This is a genomic window from Rhodopseudomonas sp. RCAM05734, from assembly GCF_052658035.1.
The window spans coordinates 5601004-5617411 of the sequence record NZ_CP199742.1 but is presented as its reverse complement, the minus strand read 5'-3'; the positions used below and the strand labels follow the sequence as shown (position 1 = coordinate 5617411).

At 65.0% G+C, this 16408-nt stretch carries 10 protein-coding genes and 2 riboswitches; of the genes, 4 read left to right on the top strand and 6 right to left on the bottom strand.

Annotation, left to right across the window (positions count from 1 at the left end; genetic code table 11):
• The first annotated feature begins 46 nt into the window (after positions 1 to 46).
• Positions 47 to 1141, top strand: coding sequence for a recombinase RecA (gene recA / locus ACUXVA_RS26795; protein ID WP_265082890.1), 1095 nt, complete (start codon positions 47 to 49; stop codon positions 1139 to 1141).
• A 299-nt stretch (positions 1142 to 1440) separates the two neighbouring features.
• Here the strand turns inward: recA and gcvP are convergent, their stop codons facing one another.
• From gcvP to gcvT, 3 genes are all read right to left on the bottom strand, one after another.
• A complete protein-coding gene (gene gcvP / locus ACUXVA_RS26790; protein WP_445489165.1) occupies positions 1441 to 4308 on the bottom strand; it encodes an aminomethyl-transferring glycine dehydrogenase in 2868 nt (955 codons plus the stop codon).
• Between the two features lie 111 nt (positions 4309 to 4419).
• Positions 4420 to 4785: a glycine cleavage system protein GcvH gene (gcvH, locus tag ACUXVA_RS26785; RefSeq protein WP_265082892.1), complete on the bottom strand. Its 366-nt coding sequence runs from the start codon at positions 4783 to 4785 to the stop codon at positions 4420 to 4422.
• A gap of 11 nt (positions 4786 to 4796) precedes the next feature.
• A complete protein-coding gene (gene gcvT, locus ACUXVA_RS26780; RefSeq protein WP_445489163.1) occupies positions 4797 to 5945 on the bottom strand; it encodes a glycine cleavage system aminomethyltransferase GcvT in 1149 nt (382 codons plus the stop codon).
• A 51-nt stretch (positions 5946 to 5996) separates the two neighbouring features.
• Positions 5997 to 6078, bottom strand: a riboswitch (glycine riboswitch).
• A gap of 2 nt (positions 6079 to 6080) precedes the next feature.
• A riboswitch (glycine riboswitch) is annotated at positions 6081 to 6182 on the bottom strand.
• Between the two features lie 229 nt (positions 6183 to 6411).
• Here gcvT and alaS point away from each other — a divergent pair.
• The 3 genes from alaS to ybaL all read left to right on the top strand — a co-directional run bounded on the left by alaS (position 6412) and on the right by ybaL (position 12130).
• Complete coding sequence (gene alaS, locus ACUXVA_RS26775; protein ID WP_445489161.1) at positions 6412 to 9087, top strand: alanine--tRNA ligase; 2676 nt, start codon at positions 6412 to 6414, stop codon at positions 9085 to 9087.
• Between the two features lie 4 nt (positions 9088 to 9091).
• Positions 9092 to 10345: a cyclic nucleotide-gated ion channel gene (locus ACUXVA_RS26770; protein ID WP_445489159.1), complete on the top strand. Its 1254-nt coding sequence runs from the start codon at positions 9092 to 9094 to the stop codon at positions 10343 to 10345.
• An 81-nt stretch (positions 10346 to 10426) separates the two neighbouring features.
• Positions 10427 to 12130: a YbaL family putative K(+) efflux transporter gene (gene ybaL, locus ACUXVA_RS26765; RefSeq protein WP_445489157.1), complete on the top strand. Its 1704-nt coding sequence runs from the start codon at positions 10427 to 10429 to the stop codon at positions 12128 to 12130.
• A 63-nt stretch (positions 12131 to 12193) separates the two neighbouring features.
• Here ybaL and ACUXVA_RS26760 read toward each other — a convergent pair whose 3' ends face one another.
• The 3 genes from ACUXVA_RS26760 to ACUXVA_RS26750 form a co-directional block, all read right to left on the bottom strand.
• Positions 12194 to 12670: a DUF3455 domain-containing protein gene (locus ACUXVA_RS26760; RefSeq protein WP_445493359.1), complete on the bottom strand. Its 477-nt coding sequence runs from the start codon at positions 12668 to 12670 to the stop codon at positions 12194 to 12196.
• Between the two features lie 167 nt (positions 12671 to 12837).
• Positions 12838 to 14907: a prolyl oligopeptidase family serine peptidase gene (locus ACUXVA_RS26755; RefSeq protein ID WP_445489155.1), complete on the bottom strand. Its 2070-nt coding sequence runs from the start codon at positions 14905 to 14907 to the stop codon at positions 12838 to 12840.
• 271 nt (positions 14908 to 15178) lie between these two features.
• Positions 15179 to 16399, bottom strand: coding sequence for an NADP-dependent isocitrate dehydrogenase (locus ACUXVA_RS26750; RefSeq protein WP_445489153.1), 1221 nt, complete (start codon positions 16397 to 16399; stop codon positions 15179 to 15181).
• Positions 16400 to 16408 lie beyond the last annotated feature (9 nt).

Here is a 16408-nt window from a genome sequence, read left to right as displayed (position 1 = left end):
TGCACGTTTGTCCCATCAGCGAATCCCGTCCATAAGGAGCTAGATCATGGCCTCGACCCCGACCGCCCTGCGTATCGTTGAAGGATCCTCGATGGACAAGACCAAGGCCCTGTCGGCCGCGCTCTCGCAGATCGAGCGCCAGTTCGGCAAGGGCTCGGTAATGAAGCTCGGCAAGAACGATCGCTCGATGGATATCGAGACGATCTCGTCGGGCTCGCTGGGACTGGACATCGCCCTCGGCGTCGGCGGCCTGCCGCGCGGCCGGGTGGTGGAAATCTACGGGCCGGAATCCTCGGGCAAGACCACGCTGGCGCTGCACACGGTGGCCGAAGGCCAGAAGAAGGGCGGCATCTGCGCCTTCATCGACGCCGAACACGCGCTCGACCCGGTCTATGCCCGCAAGCTCGGCGTCAACATCGACGAACTCCTGATCTCGCAGCCGGATACCGGCGAGCAAGCGCTGGAGATCTGCGACACCCTGGTGCGCTCCGGCGCCGTCGACGTGCTGGTGATCGATTCGGTGGCGGCGCTGGTGCCGCGCGCCGAGCTCGAAGGCGAGATGGGCGACGCATTGCCCGGCCTGCAGGCCCGTCTGATGAGCCAGGCGCTGCGCAAGCTGACCGCCTCCATCAACAAGTCCAACACGATGGTCATCTTCATCAACCAGATCCGCATGAAGATCGGCGTGATGTACGGCTCGCCGGAAACCACCACCGGCGGCAACGCGCTGAAATTCTACGCCTCGGTCCGCCTCGATATCCGCCGCATCGGCGCCATCAAGGAGCGCGACGAGGTGGTGGGCAACCAGACCCGCGTCAAGGTCGTCAAGAACAAGCTGGCGCCGCCGTTCAAGCAGGTCGAATTCGACATCATGTATGGCGAGGGCGTCTCCAAGATGGGCGAGATCCTCGATCTCGGCGTCAAGGCCGGGATCGTCGAGAAGTCCGGCGCCTGGTTCTCCTATGACAGCCAGCGGCTCGGTCAGGGCCGCGAAAACTCAAAAGCCTTCCTCAAGGCCAATCCGGAAATGACCGCCAAGATCGAAGCCTCGATCCGGCAGAATTCCGGCCTGATCGCCGAGCAGATCCTGGCCGGCTCGCCGGAGCGCGACGCCGAAGGCGAAGAGCCGGCGGACGAGTGAGGTTTGGCAAGGCGCGATTGACGCCAACGTCCGTTCGCTGGTGATGAATGCGAAAGCCTCGGCCGTATAATCGGCCGAGGCTTTTTGCATTTGTCTGTCTGATTTGATTCCGTGTCCCGGACGCGGTGCAGCGTGAGAAAGGCGCAGCCTCGCCGAAACGCTGCTCCGCAGGTCCGGGAGCCATTTCAAAGAAGAATGAGCATTGGCCCCGGATCAGTAGCGCACCACTCTGCCCAACGATGCTTCGCATCGTCAGGCAGCGCGTTGCGCAGCATCCGGGGCACGCGTGAGTGCCCCGACTACTCCGCCGCCTCGGCGTAGTCTTCCGTGGGCGGGCACGAGCACACCAGGTTGCGGTCGCCATAGACGTTGTCGACGCGGCCCACCGGGCACCAGTACTTGTCGGTCCGCGCGGAGCCTGCCGGGAAGCAGCCTTCCGCCCGCGTATAGGCGCGCGCCCAGTCGTCGGCAGCGATGTCGTGCACGGTGTGCGGAGCATGACGCAGCGGCGAGGCCTCCACCTTGCAGCGGCCTGACTCGATCTCGGAGATCTCCTGGCGGATGGCGATCATGGCGTCGCAGAAGCGGTCGATCTCGCTCTTGGATTCCGACTCTGTCGGCTCGATCATCAGCGTTCCGACCACTGGAAAACTCATCGTTGGGGCATGGAAGCCATAGTCGATCAGCCGTTTGGCGATGTCGTCGACGGTGACGCCGGCCGACGTCTTCACCGCGCGGGGATCGACGATGCATTCATGGGCGACGCGACCGCGGGCATTCTTGTACAGCACCGGAAAATGCGGATCGAGCCGTGCTGCGATGTAGTTGGCATTGAGGATGGCGATTTCGGTGGCGCGGGTGAGGCCCGCACCGCCCATCATCGCGATGTAGATATAGGAGATGGTCAGGATCGACGCCGAGCCATAGGGCGCCGCCGACACCGGTCCCACGGCGGCGTGGCCGTCCGCCGCGGGATGGCCGGGCAGGAACGAGGCGAGATGCGCGCGCACGCCGATCGGTCCCATGCCCGGGCCGCCGCCGCCATGGGGAATGCAGAAGGTCTTGTGCAGGTTGAGATGGCTGACATCGGCGCCGTAGTCGCCCGGCCGCGACAGCCCGACCTGGGCATTCATGTTGGCGCCGTCGAGATAGACCTGGCCGCCATGGCCATGGACGATGTCGCAGATCTCGCGGATGTGCTCCTCGAATACGCCATGGGTGGAGGGATAGGTGATCATGATCGCGGCAAGATTCGCCGCATGCTTCTCGGCCTTGACGCGCAGATCCGCGACGTCAACGTCGCCGCGCTTGTCGCAGGCGACCACCACCACCTCCATGCCGGCCATGCTGGCCGAGGCCGGATTGGTGCCGTGCGCGGAGGAGGGGATCAGGCAGATGGTGCGGTGGCTGTCGCCGCGCGCGGCGTGATAGCCGCGGATCGCCAGCAGCCCGGCATATTCGCCCTGGGCGCCGGAGTTCGGCTGCAGCGATACTGCGTCATAGCCGGTGATGGCGCACAGCCATTTCTGCAGCGTTGCGAACAGCCGATGATAGCCGGCCGCCTGGTCGTCGGGGACCAACGGATGCAGGCTGGCAAAGCCCGGCCAGGTCAGCGGGATCATCTCGGTGGTGGCATTGAGCTTCATAGTGCAGGAGCCCAGCGGGATCATGGCGCGGTCGAGCGCCAGATCGCGGTCGCTGAGTTTTCGCATGTAGCGCAGCAGTTCGGTTTCCGAACGATGGGCGTGGAATACCGGATGGGTGAGGAACGGGCTGGTCCGTTTCAAAGGCGCCGGCAGCGCGTCGCGCACGCCTGCGGCAACCTCCGCATAGACAAGCGCGCCGCCGAAAGCGCGCCACAGCGCTTCCACCAAAGCGTCGGTGGTGGTCTCGTCGAGCGCGATGCCGAGTGTCCGGTCGCCGATTCGCAGATTGATCTTCTCGTCCAGCGCGCGGGCGACGATGCTGTCCTGCTTGTCACCGACGTTCACCGTGATGGTATCGAAGAACGTGTCGCTGTCCGGGGGGAAGCCGAGCATCTTCAGGCCGGCCGCAAGCACTGCGGTCCGGCGATGCGTGGTGCGCGCGATAAGCGTGAGCCCTTCCGGTCCGTGATAGACTGCGTACATCGAGGCGATCACCGCCAGCAGCACCTGTGCGGTGCAGATGTTCGAGGTCGCCTTCTCGCGGCGGATGTGTTGCTCGCGCGTCTGCAGCGCGAGTCGATAGGCGGGCTCGCCGCGCGAATCGATCGACAGGCCAACCAGGCGACCGGGCATCAGGCGCTTCAGCGCGTCGCGCACCGCCATATAGGCGGCGTGCGGCCCGCCATAGCCCATCGGCACGCCGAAACGCTGCGCCGAACCGATTGCGATGTCGGCGCCGAGTTCGCCCGGCGAGGCCAGCAAGGTCAGCGCCAGCAGGTCGGCAGCGACGATGGCCAGCGCGCCCTTGGCACGCAGCGCCGTGACGGCGCCGCGCAGGTCGCGCACCACGCCGGACGTGCCGGGATATTGCAGCAGACCGCCGAACACCTCGGCCTTCTCGAGATCGGTGAGCGGATCGCCGACCTGCAATGTCCAGCCGAGCGGCTCGGCGCGGGTGCGCAGCACCGCCAGGGTCTGCGGATGCACCTCATGGTCGACGAAGAACGTCTTCGTCGAGACGGAAGACGAGCGCTCCGCCAGTGCCATGGCTTCGGCGGCGGCGGTGGCCTCGTCGAGCAGCGAGGCATTGGCGACGTCGAGTCCGGTAAGGTCGCAGATCATGGTCTGGAAATTGAACAGCGCTTCCAGCCGGCCCTGGCTGATCTCCGGCTGGTACGGCGTATAGGCCGTGTACCAGGCTGGATTTTCCAGGATGTTGCGCTGGATTACCGTGGGCAGGATGGTGCCGGAATAGCCTTGGCCGATCAGCGAGGTGAACACCTTGTTCTGCGCGGCCAGTTCCGTCATGTGGGCCAGCGCCTCGGTCTCCGACAGCGGCGTGCCGAGGTCGAGCGGCGCCTTCTGCCGGATCGATGCCGGCAGCGTCTCGTCCATCAGCGCGGTCAGCGACGTCGCGCCGACGGTGGCCAGCATGGCGTCGATATCCGACGGCGACGGCCCGACGTGGCGGCGGGCGAAATCGGTGGCGATGTCGGCGGAAGCTTTGCTGCGCGGGGTCATCTGCTTGTCCTCAAATCAATTCGAAACGTTGGTCATGGCTGGGCTTGTCCCGGTCATCCACGTCTTCACGGCAGCAAGACGTGGATGCCCGGCATGCGCCGGACATGACGACTACGCCGTATGGGTCTGGTAGGCGGCTTCGTCCATCAGCCCGTCGAGCTCGCTCTTGTCCGCGATCTTCAGCTTGAAGAACCAGGCCTTGCCGGCGGCGTCGGAATTGACCAGCGCAGGCTCGTCGGCCAGCGCCGTGTTGACTTCGAGTACCTCGCCGGTGAGCGGCGCATAGACGTCGGAGGCCGCCTTGACGGACTCGACCACGGCGGCTGCCTCGGCCTTCTTCAGGGCGCGGCCGATCTTCGGCAACTCCACGAACACGACATCGCCGAGCTGCGACTGGGCGAAGTCCGTGATGCCGACGGTGGCGACGTCGCCGTCGATTTTCAGCCACTCGTGGTCTTCGGTGTAGAGGGTGGTCATCTGGACGATCCTTAGCGCTTGTAGCTGGCGGGAATGAAGGGCAGGGCGCAGACCCGCAGCGGCATCCGCTGGCCGCGCAGTTCGGCAAAGACGAGGGTGTCGGTCGCGGCCAGCGTGGTGGGCAGATAGCCCATAGCCACCGGTGTGCCGGCGCTGGGGCCGAAGCCGCCGGAGGTCACCTTGCCGATCTGGTCCTGGGATGTGGCCTCGGCGAACAGGGCGGCGCCCTCGCGCACCGGGGCGCGGCCCTCGGGGCGCAGGCCGACGCGGCGGCGCGACGCGCCGCTGTCGAGCTGCGCGAGAATGACATCGGCGCCGGCAAAGCCGCCGGCGCGCGCGCCGCCGGTCCTGCGGCTCTTCTGCATCGACCACTCCAGCGCGCCTTCCACCGGCGTGGTTGCGGTGTCGATGTCGTGGCCGTACAGGCACATGCCGCCTTCCAGCCGCAGGCTGTCGCGGGCGCCGAGCCCGATCGGCCAGACCTCTTCGCCGTCGAGCAGGGCGCTAGCCAGCGCTTCAGCCTGGTCCTCCGGCACGGAGATCTCGTAGCCGTCCTCGCCGGTATAGCCGGAGCGTGACACGAAGCAGGCGATGCCATTCACCGCGTGAGGCCCTGCGTCCATGAAGCGCATGGCAGCCGCTTCCGGGCAGAACTTTGCGAGTATCGCTTCGGCCTTCGGCCCCTGCAGCGCGATCAGCGCGCGGTCGGGTAGGGCGGTGATGATGCAGGTGTCGGAGAGATGCGCGCGCAGATGCGCCTCGTCCTCGGTCTTGCAGGCGGCGTTGACGACCAGGAACAGGTGATCGCCGAAATTTGCCACCATCAGGTCGTCGAGGATGCCGCCGGCCTCGTTGGTGAACTGGGCGTAGCGCTGGCGGCCGGGTGGCAACGCTAGGATGTCCTGCGGCACAAGCTTTTCAAGCGCCAGGGCCGCGTCCTCGACCTTGCCGGATTTCGCCCGCAACTCGATCTGCCCCATATGGGAGACGTCGAACAGCCCGGCATGGGTGCGGGTGTGGAGATGTTCCTTGAGCACGCCGGTAGCGTATTGCACCGGCATATCATAGCCGGCGAACGGCACCATCTTGCCGCCGCGGGCCACATGCAGCGCATGCAGCGGGGTCTGTTTCAAGGAAGTGGATTCATCACGCACAAGCATAGGGGCCCCTCGCGGCTTTCCGGGACCATTCCCGAAAACCTGCCGAAGCCCCATCTGTCGCTGTGCCTGAGAGTATTATCCCGTCGGCGGACACCACAACCCGTTCGGGCTCGGCGGTGTCTCTTTCCAGATGTTCGCCGTCACGCGGTCCGTTTGCCTGAGAGTTTCCGGGGCGGTTGCTCCTTCGGCGCCGGCCTCGTTCAAAGAACTCGGCCGATCTCTCCCGACGTGACGTCACTCAACGCCGCGGAGGAAAACACGACGGCTCGGACATTGTCAACGCAGCCGCAGCAACTATCAACGGATCTTGCTGCATCCCTGAGCCGGTGCGGCAAGCCCATGATCTACCTAGGTGATCTTCTGCACAGTTTCTGGACAGGGCCAGCCCCCCCGTCTAAAAGCAGGCGGTCGGAATTAACCGCCTTGGGCAGGATCAAGGCCGATTTTAGGTGCGATTGGGACTGATATGAGCGGCGTCAACGAGATCAGGTCGGCATTTCTGAATTATTTTGCGGATAACGGCCACGAGATCGTGCCGTCGTCGCCGCTGGTACCGCGCAACGATCCGACGCTGATGTTCACCAATGCCGGCATGGTGCAGTTCAAGAACGTCTTTACCGGCGTCGAGAAGCGCCCCTACCACCGCGCCACCACCTCGCAGAAATGCGTCCGCGCCGGCGGCAAGCACAACGACCTCGACAATGTCGGTTATACCGCGCGCCACCACACCTTCTTCGAAATGCTCGGCAATTTCTCGTTCGGCGATTATTTCAAGGAACGCGCCATCGAGCTCGCATGGAACCTGATCACCAAAGAATACGGCTTGGCCAAGGACCGCCTGCTGGTCACGGTGTTTTCCGAGGACGACGAGGCGTTCGACCTGTGGAAGAAGATCGGCCTGCCGGATTCCAAGATCATCCGGATCCCGACCTCGGACAATTTCTGGCAGATGGGCGACACCGGCCCGTGCGGCCCGTGTTCGGAAATTTTCTTCGACCACGGCGACAAGATTTCCGGCGGCCCTCCCGGTTCGCTGGACGAGGACGGCGATCGCTTCATCGAGATCTGGAATCTCGTGTTCATGCAGTTCGACCAGATCGCGCCGGGCAACCGTCTGTCGCTGCCGAAGCCGTCGATCGACACCGGCATGGGACTTGAGCGCATTGCCGCGGTGCTGCAGGGCAAGCACGACAATTACGATATCGACCTGTTCGTCTCGCTGATCCGCGCCATTGCGGATCTCACCGGCGCCGATCCGCAGGGGCCGATGAAGGCGTCGCTGCGCGTCATCGCCGACCATCTGCGCGCGTCGTCGTTCCTGATTGCCGATGGCGTGCTGCCGTCCAATGAAGGCCGCGGCTACGTGCTGCGCCGGATCATGCGCCGCGCCATGCGCCACGGGCAACTGCTCGGCGCCAAGGAGCCGCTGATGTGGCGGCTGGTGTGGGCATTGGTGCGCGAGATGGGCCAGGCCTATCCCGAACTGGTGCGCGCGGAAAAGACCATCGAAGAAACGCTGCGCCTCGAAGAGACGCGCTTCCGCAAGACGCTGGATCGCGGCCTGACCATTCTCGACGACAAGAGCTCGACCCTGAAAAAGGGCGACATGTTCGACGGCGAGACCGCATTCACGCTGTATGACACCTATGGCTTCCCGCTCGATCTCACCCAGGACGCGCTGCGCAACCGCGGCATCTCGGTGGACATCGCGTCCTTCACCGATGCGATGGAGCAACAGAAGGCCAAGGCCCGTGCCTCGCGCTTCTCCTCCGGCGAGACGGCAGCCGAGACGATCTGGTTCGGTCTGCGCGAGAAGCTCGGCGCCACCGAGTTCCTGGGCTACGAGACCGAGACCGCCGAAGGCGTCGTCAGTGCCCTGGTCAAGGACGGCGCTGAAGTCACCGAGCTGAAGGCCGGCGAAACCGGCGCCATCGTGCTCAACCAGACCCCGTTCTATGCGGAGTCCGGCGGCCAGGTCGGCGATCTCGGCATGATGGCAGGCGAGGGCGTGGTGTTCCACGTCACCGACACGCAGAAGCGCGCCGGCGATCTGTTCGTGCATATCGGCACCGTCGAGCGCGGCACCCTCAAAACCGGCACCGCTTTGCTGCTGGAAGTCGATCACGCCCGCCGCTCGTCGATCCGTGCCAATCACTCCGGCACCCATCTGCTGCACGAGGCGCTGCGCCAAGTGCTCGGCGATCACATCGCCCAGCGCGGCTCGCTGGTGGCGCCGGACCGGCTGCGCTTCGACTTCGTGCACCAGAAGCCGATCACGGCCGATGAACTGCGCCGCGTCGAGGACATCGCCAACGATATCGTGCTGGAGAATGACGAGGTCACCACGCGGTTGATGGGCGTCGACGAGGCCCGCGATGCCGGCGCGCGTGCGCTGTTCGGAGAGAAGTACGGCGACGAGGTTCGCGTCGTGTCCATGGGCAAGACCGCGCGCGAGAGCGGCAGCAATGCGCTCGGCTGGTCGGTCGAACTGTGCGGCGGCACTCATGTGCGGCGCACCGGCGACATCGGCATGATCTCGATCACCGCCGAGAGCGCGGTGTCCTCCGGCGTGCGCCGCATCGAGGCGCTGACCGGCAACCATGCGCGGCATCATGCCAACGCCACCATGCAGCTGGCGAAGACTGCTGCCGGTGAATTGCGCGCCACCGTCGAAGAGATGCCGGCGCGCATCGCCGCGCTGATGGACGAGCGCAAGCGGTTGGAGCGCGATCTGGCTGACGCGCGCAAGAAATTGGCGATGGGCGGCGGCGCAGCGGCAGGCACGGCTGCGGCCGGTCCGGTGGGCGTGCGCGACGTCGCCGGCGTCAAGCTGATGGCACGCGCGGTCGAAGGCATCGAGATCAAGGATCTGAAGAGCCTGGTCGATCAGGGCAAGAAGGAGCTCGGCTCCGGCGTGGTGGCGCTGATCGCGACCAGCGAGGACGGCAAGGCCAGCGTCGTGGTCGGCGTGACGCCGGATCTGGTCGCGCGGTTCTCGGCGGTCGATCTGGTGCGCAAGGCCTCGGAAGTGCTCGGCGGCAAGGGCGGCGGCGGCAAGCCGGACATGGCGCAGGCCGGCGGCCCCGACGGTGCCCAGGCCGGCGCCGCGCTCGAAGCCATCGAAAAAGCAATGGTTGGATAGAGCGTTGAAAACCGTTCCGGGCAGGACGACGCCACGCGCTCCGGACTTCCGCGGACGGCTTTTCCAACTGCTTGAGCACGACCACCTGCCGCATTCGCCAGGCATGCGGCTGGTGCGCGTCATCGTCGCGATCATCGTCATCGACGTGCTGGCGATGATCCTGATTTCGGTGCCGGAGATCGACGCGCGGTTCGGCCACGTCCTGACGCTGGTGGATGGCGCCGCCCTGCTGATCTACACTCTGGAGTATCTGGCGCGGTTGTGGAGTGTCGTCGCCGACGCGCCGCGGCGCGGCATCAGCCCGACGCGGCTGCGGCTGGAATACATCTTCAGCAGCCTCGGCATCATCGACCTCTTGGCTTTCGTGCCGTCATGGATCGCCATGGTCTTCGCCGACCGGGCGACCATGGTGTTGTGCGGCATGCTGCCCTTCCTCAAGCTGGTGCGCTATTCGCCGGCGATGCGCTCGCTGCTGGCGGCGCTGCAGTCCGAGCGTCGTGCGCTGTTCGGCTGCCTGGTGATCCTGACCGGCGCGGTGCTGCTGTTTGCCTCCTTGCTCTATGCCATCGAGCACGATGTGCAGCCGGACAAGTTCGGCAACATTCCCGCCGCCATGTGGTGGGCGATCGTGACCCTGGGCACTGTCGGCTACGGCGACGTGGTGCCGGCCACGGCGCTGGGCCGGCTGGTCTCGGTGTTCGCCATCGTCGGCGGGCTGGTCATGATCGCGCTGCCAGTGGCGATCATCGCCCGCGCCTTTGCCGACGAGGTGCATCGCCGCGACTTCGTCGTCACCTGGAGCATGCTGGCGCGGGTGCCGCTTTTCTCGCACCTCGGTGCTGTGGAGATTGCCGACATCATGCGGCTGCTGCGCGCGCAGACCATCGAGGCGGACGAGATTCTGGTCCGTCGCGGCGAGCAGGCCACGTCGATGTATTTCATCACAGCGGGCGAGGTCGAGATCGAATTGCCGACCCAGCGCGTCCGGCTGGCGGAAGGCGCGTTCTTCGGCGAGATCGCCTTGCTCAGGCGCAGCAATCGCAGTGGCACCGTCACTGCCACCCGAAAGACGCGGCTCCTGGTGCTCGATGCGCAGGATTTTCACGCGCTGATCGCGCGGGTGCCGGCGCTGGCGGCGCATATCGAGCAGACGGCCGAGGCGCGGCTGGCCGATACACCGGACGCCCAGAAGGGCGACATTGCCGCGGAGGAAATCGCCCATGCTATGCAGTCCAACGTGGACGAGTCGAATTTGTGACAGTGCGGCGCTGACGCTGCTGCGGCGATGGGTAGCCGCCACTAGGGTGGCATCAGCCGACACGATGCGGCAAAATGCGGCATGGAACATAATACACCGTTGATCTCCACCGTCGTCGTCGGTCTCGTACTGGCTTTCATCCTCGGCACCATCGCGCAGCGCATCCGCGTTTCCCCTCTGGTCGGCTATCTCGTCGCCGGCGTGCTGATGGGTCCTTTCACGCCCGGTTACGTTGCCGACCAGAACATCGCCAACGAACTGGCTGAAATCGGCATCATCCTGCTGATGTTCGGCGTCGGCCTGCATTTCTCCCTGAAAGATCTGCTGTCGGTGAAGAACATCGCGATTCCCGGCGCCATCGTGCAGATCGGAGTCGCGACCTTGCTCGGCATCGGACTCGGCACGGCGCTTGGCTGGCCGATCGGTGGCGGGTTGGTGTTCGGCCTGGCGCTCTCGGTGGCCTCGACCGTCGTCCTGCTCCGCGCGTTGCAGGAACGGCGGCTGGTGGATAGCGAGCGCGGCCGCATCGCCATCGGCTGGCTGATCGTCGAGGATCTCGCGATGGTGCTGACGCTGGTGCTGTTGCCCGCGCTGGCCGGGCTGCTGAAGGGCGAGGCCGGCAATGGCGCGAGCCTGGCAGATGTGGCCATGCCCGTGCTGATCACCCTCGGCAAGGTAGTCGGTTTCGTGGTGTTCATGCTGGTGGTGGGACGACGACTGATTCCGATGCTGCTGCACTATGTGGCGCATACCGGATCGCGGGAGTTGTTTCGCCTTGCGGTGTTCGCGATATCGCTCGGCGTGGCATTCGGTGCGGCGATCGTCTTCGACGTCTCTTTCGCGCTCGGTGCATTCTTCGCAGGCATGATCCTCAGCGAATCCGAACTCAGCCAGCGTGCCGCCAACGAGACCCTGCCGTTGCGCGATGCCTTCGCGGTGCTGTTCTTCGTGTCCGTCGGCATGCTGGTCGATCCGGCCATCATCGTGCGCGAGCCGCTGCCGCTGCTGGTCACGGTGCTGATCATCGTCGGGGGCAAGTCGCTCGCGGCCTTCGGGATCGTGCGGATGTTCGGCTATCCGACATCGACGGCGCTGACGATCTCCGCCAGCCTTGCACAGATCGGCGAGTTCTCCTTCATCCTCGTCAGCCTCGGCGTCGGTCTCGGCCTGCTGCCGGACCGTGGCCGCGATCTGGTGCTGGCCGGCGCCATCATCTCGATCATGCTGAATCCGCTGCTGTTCGCGCTGCTGGACCGCATTCTGGCCGACCGCGATGCCAAGCCTGATGCCAAGGCTGCCGCGGTGGCGGGACGGCAGAGCAGTGCGCCGGCAGCGCCGCGGGTGCCGTTGCCCGCGACGACGCTCACCGGCCATATCGTGCTGGTCGGACACGGCCGGGTTGGCAGCGTCATCAGCAAGGCGCTGCAGGCCGCCAACGCGTCGATGCTGGTGATCGAGGATACGCCGGGCGCGGTGGAGCGGCTGCACAAGGAAGGCATCGAGGTGATCACCGGCAACGCCGCCGCACCCGACATGCTGCAGGCTGCCAATATCACAGCCGCACGCGGTCTGCTGGTCGCGATCCCTGACGCTTTCGAAGGCGGCCAGATCGTCGCCAAGGCCCGCGCGCTCAGTCCGACACTGCCGATCATCGCGCGTGCCCATTCCGAAGAAGAGATCGCGCATCTCAGGCATCACGGCGCCAATGTGGTGATCATGGGCGAACAGGAAATCGCCAAGGCGATGCTGGCGCAGATCGGTGCGGGCGCCGCGGCCTCCGCGTAAGAACGAAGCAATTCTGTTCTCGGAGCAAGTCCGCCCTTGATCGACGACCGAGGTCAGTCCGGGTCAGCTCTTGCGTAGAAAAACGTAATCTGCCGAATAAGGCTCGCTCTGGAACGCGCCCGCCGTGCCGCACGCGCCGGTAAGCGTGCCGCCTACGGTGTTAATGCGTTGCACCGTCGTGACGCCGCTCAGGATTCCGCTGCCACGATGGGCGGCGGCGTCCAGTTTCAGCCAGGGAATGTCCTTCGCGGTGTTTCCCGGCGCACTGCCGGCGACCTTGCCGATCACGGCGCTGCCGTCGCTGTATTCCCAGGTCGGTCCGGCATAGTGCCGCCCGACAGTCTTGCTATCGCTTATCAGCGTGGCGATAGGCTCGCGAAAAGCCCAGGCGAGCTTGCCCGAATTATCTGCCTTGCACTCGTAGACTTGCGCGCCTTCAGCGTGGAATTTGGCGATCTGGGTCTCGTTTGGCGCGGCGACAGCATCGGGCATTGCCGTCTGGGCAACGACGCTGCTGGCTGCAAGACCGAGCCAGAGCATATTCAGCGGCGTCAAGGTCGTGATGGCAAAAATTGAACGCCCACGTGTGGTCATGTTCACCCTCGCTCCACGCCGTCGTCGATCACCCATGCTGCATCGGGCTTGCATAATTCCTTCTTTTTCCCGGGACTGTCGAGCCACCCGTTATAACGAACGCGTGACTCGCGTCATGCCGCACCGATGGTCTTTCGCAAGAACGCAAAGCCCAGCGCCTGGCTCTGCGCCTGCTTGGTGTTGTCCACCGCGCCGGAGTGGCCGCCGACGACGGTCTCGTTGAAATAGGCGGTGTATCCGAGTGCCTGCAGCGCCGCGGCCATCTTGCGGGCGTGGCCGGGATGGACGCGGTCGTCGGTGCGATTGGTGGTGACGAAGATCGGCGGATAGGTCTTGCCCGGCGCGATCAGATGATAGGGCGAGAATTTCTGCAGATAGGTCCATTCCTCGGCGATGTCCGGATCGCCGTATTCGGCGATCCAGCTCTGTCCGGCCAGCAGCTTGGTGTAGCGCGCCATGTCGAGCAGCGGCACGCTGCACCAGATCGCACCGAACAATTCCGGATAGCGCGTCAGCATGTTGCCGACCAGCAGGCCGCCATTGCTGCCGCCGTGGCAGGCGAGCTTTGCCGTGGTGGTCACGCCTGACGCCACGAGGTCGCGCGCGACGCTGGCAAAGTCATCGTGGGCAACGTGTTTTGTCTCTTTCAGTGCGGCGAGATGCCAGCCGGGGCCGAATTCGCCGCCGCCGCGGATATTCGCCAGCGCGTAGACGTTGCCGTGTTCGAGCCATAGTCTGCCGATGATGCCGAGATAGGACGGCGTCAGCGATACTTCGAAGCCGCCATAGCCGTAGAGAATGGTCGGGCGCGCCGTGCCGGGGTCGGCAAGGTTCTTGCCGATCAGGAAGTAGGGAATCTTCGTGCCGTCCGCAGCGACGGCGTGGCATTGCTTGACCTCGATGCCGTCGGAATTGAACGACTCGGGCGCGTGCTTGAGCTGTTCCGGCGCGCCGCGGCCGTCCCACAGCCACAACGTGGTCGGGCGGTCGAATCCGGTGATGGTGAACAGCACGTCGGTGCCGAGATCGGGATCGTCCTCGCCGCCGAAATTGCCCACGGAGATCGACGCGTTGTCCGGCAGGCCCGGCACCTCGGTTTCGATCCAGCCGTCATCGGTGCGCGTCGCCAGCGCGATGCGGCCGCGGACGTTGTCGAGGATTTCCAGCATCAGGCCGTGGCGGGTTTCGACGAAGGATTGCAGCGCCCGCGTCGGCGAAGGCTGAAACACGATGTCGAAGTCGCGCGCGCCCGACAGGAAGCGATCGAAGTCGATCACGGCCAGCGCGCCGGCGGGGATCGTCATCTCGCCGACCTGCCAGTCCTCCTTTGGGCTGAGCAGCAGGTCGGAGGCGTCGGCGGAGATCGAGATCTGGTCCGGCAGATCGAGCTGGATGCGCTGGCCGGCAAACGGGCCATGGGTCTGCTCGACGAAGACGTGCGAGCGCATGAAATCCAGCGCGCGCCAGTACATCACACGTTGATGGGTGGGGCGGCGGTTGACGCCGAACCATGCCGCGACGTCCTGCTTCTCGGCCGTGAAGACGACCTCGGCCGATTGCAGCGGCGTGCCACGTCTCCACTCGCGCACCAGCCGCGAATAGCCGGCTTCAGTGGAATCTTCGGCATCGAACGCGCTGCCGAACAGCAGCGTATCTTGGTCCAGCCAACTGGCGCGCGACTTTGCTTTCGGAAGATGAAAGCCGCCGGCGACAAAACTCTTCGTGGCGATGTCGAATTCGCGGACCTCGACGGCGTCGGTACCGTTGAACGACAGGCTGATCAGCGCCGTCGACTTGTCCGGCGAACGCGCTGCGCCGGCAAAGGCCCAGGAAATGCCTTCCGCCGCGTTCAGCGCGTCGATGTCGAGCAGCACATCCCATTCAGGCGCGTCGGCGCGATAGCTTTCCAGCGTGGTCCGGCGCCACAGCCCGCGCGGATGCTGCGCGTCCTTCCAGAAATTGTACAGGTGGTCGCCGGATCTGGCGACGAACGGGATCCGGCCATCGGCATTGAGGATGGCCAGCGCTGCATCGCAATCCGCGCGATAGGCGTCGTCGCACAAAGCGGCATCGGTGGCGGCGTTCTGCGCCTCGACCCAGGCCACTGCGCGCGGGCCCTCGATATCCTCGAGCCAGAGCAGGGGATCGTTGCTGCCGTCGGAGGGGTTATTTTGCACGGTCATCGATCACCTTGGCGTTTGCTATCTTGGGTTAGTAAGTGACGGAGTCGCTTCCACAAGCTCGGTGTCATTGCCCGCGAAGGCGGGCGACCCAGTATTCCACGGCGCCCGAGATTTGGCGGCAGCACTGCCGCATGCTGGATCACCCGCTTTCGCGGGTGATGACAGTCGGAGTGCGTGGCCAAGGAGCGCCGTCGCGAAGGCCGCTCCAACAAAAAGTCCGGGATGCCAGAGGCAGCCCGGACTTGGTCATACGTTCAACGTGGGCCGAAGGTTACGCGGCGGGCGCCATCGCCTTGGTGAGGTTTTCCGCGACCTTGTCGAGGAAGCCGGTGGTGGAGAGCCAGCGCTGGTCGGCACCGACCAGGAGCGCGAGATCCTTGGTCATGTAGCCGGCCTCGACGGTCTCGACGCAGACCTTCTCCAGCGTCTTGGCGAACTTGGCGAGCTCGGCATTGTCGTCGAGCTTGGCGCGGTGCGCGAGGCCCTGGGTCCAGGCGAAGATCGACGCGATCGAGTTGGTCGAGGTCTCCTTGCCCTTCTGGTGCTCGCGGTAGTGACGCGTCACCGTGCCGTGGGCGGCTTCGGCTTCCACCACCGAACCGTCCGGGGTCAGCAGCACCGAGGTCATCAGGCCGAGCGAACCGTAGCCCTGCGCCACGGTGTCGGACTGCACGTCGCCGTCGTAGTTCTTGCAGGCCCAGACGTAGCCGCCGGACCACTTCATGGCAGCGGCGACCATGTCGTCGATCAGCCGGTGCTCGTAGGTGATCTTGGCGGCGGCGAACTTGTCCTTGAACTCGGCGTCGAAGATCTCCTGGAAGATGTCCTTGAAGCGGCCGTCATAGACCTTGAGGATGGTGTTCTTGGTCGACAGATACACCGGCACGCCGCGCGACAGGCCGTAGTTCAGGGAGGCGCGGGCGAAATCGCGGATCGAATCGTCGAGGTTGTACATGGCCAGCGCCACGCCTGCGCCGGGCGACTTGAACACTTCGCGCTCGATCACTTCGCCGTCGTCGCCGACGAACTTCATGGTCAGGGTGCCCTTGCCGGGGAACTTGAAATCGGTGGCACGGTACTGGTCGCCGAAGGCGTGGCGGCCGATGATGATCGGCTTGGTCCAGCCGGGGACCAGGCGCGGCACGTTCTTGCAGATGATCGGCTCGCGGAAGATCACGCCGCCGAGGATGTTGCGGATGGTGCCGTTCGGCGACTTCCACATCTGCTTGAGGCCGAATTCCTTCACGCGGGCTTCGTCCGGGGTGATGGTCGCGCACTTGACGCCGACGCCGACCTTCTTGATGGCGTTGGCAGCGTCGATGGTGACCTGGTCGTCGGTCTTGTCGCGGTATTCCATCCCGAGGTCGTAATATTGCAGGTCGATCTCAAGGAAGGGGTTGATCAGCTTGTCCTTGATGTACTGCCAGATGATCCGGGTCATCTCGTCGCCATCGAGTTCGACGACGGGATTTTTTACCTTGATTTTTGCCATGAAATATCG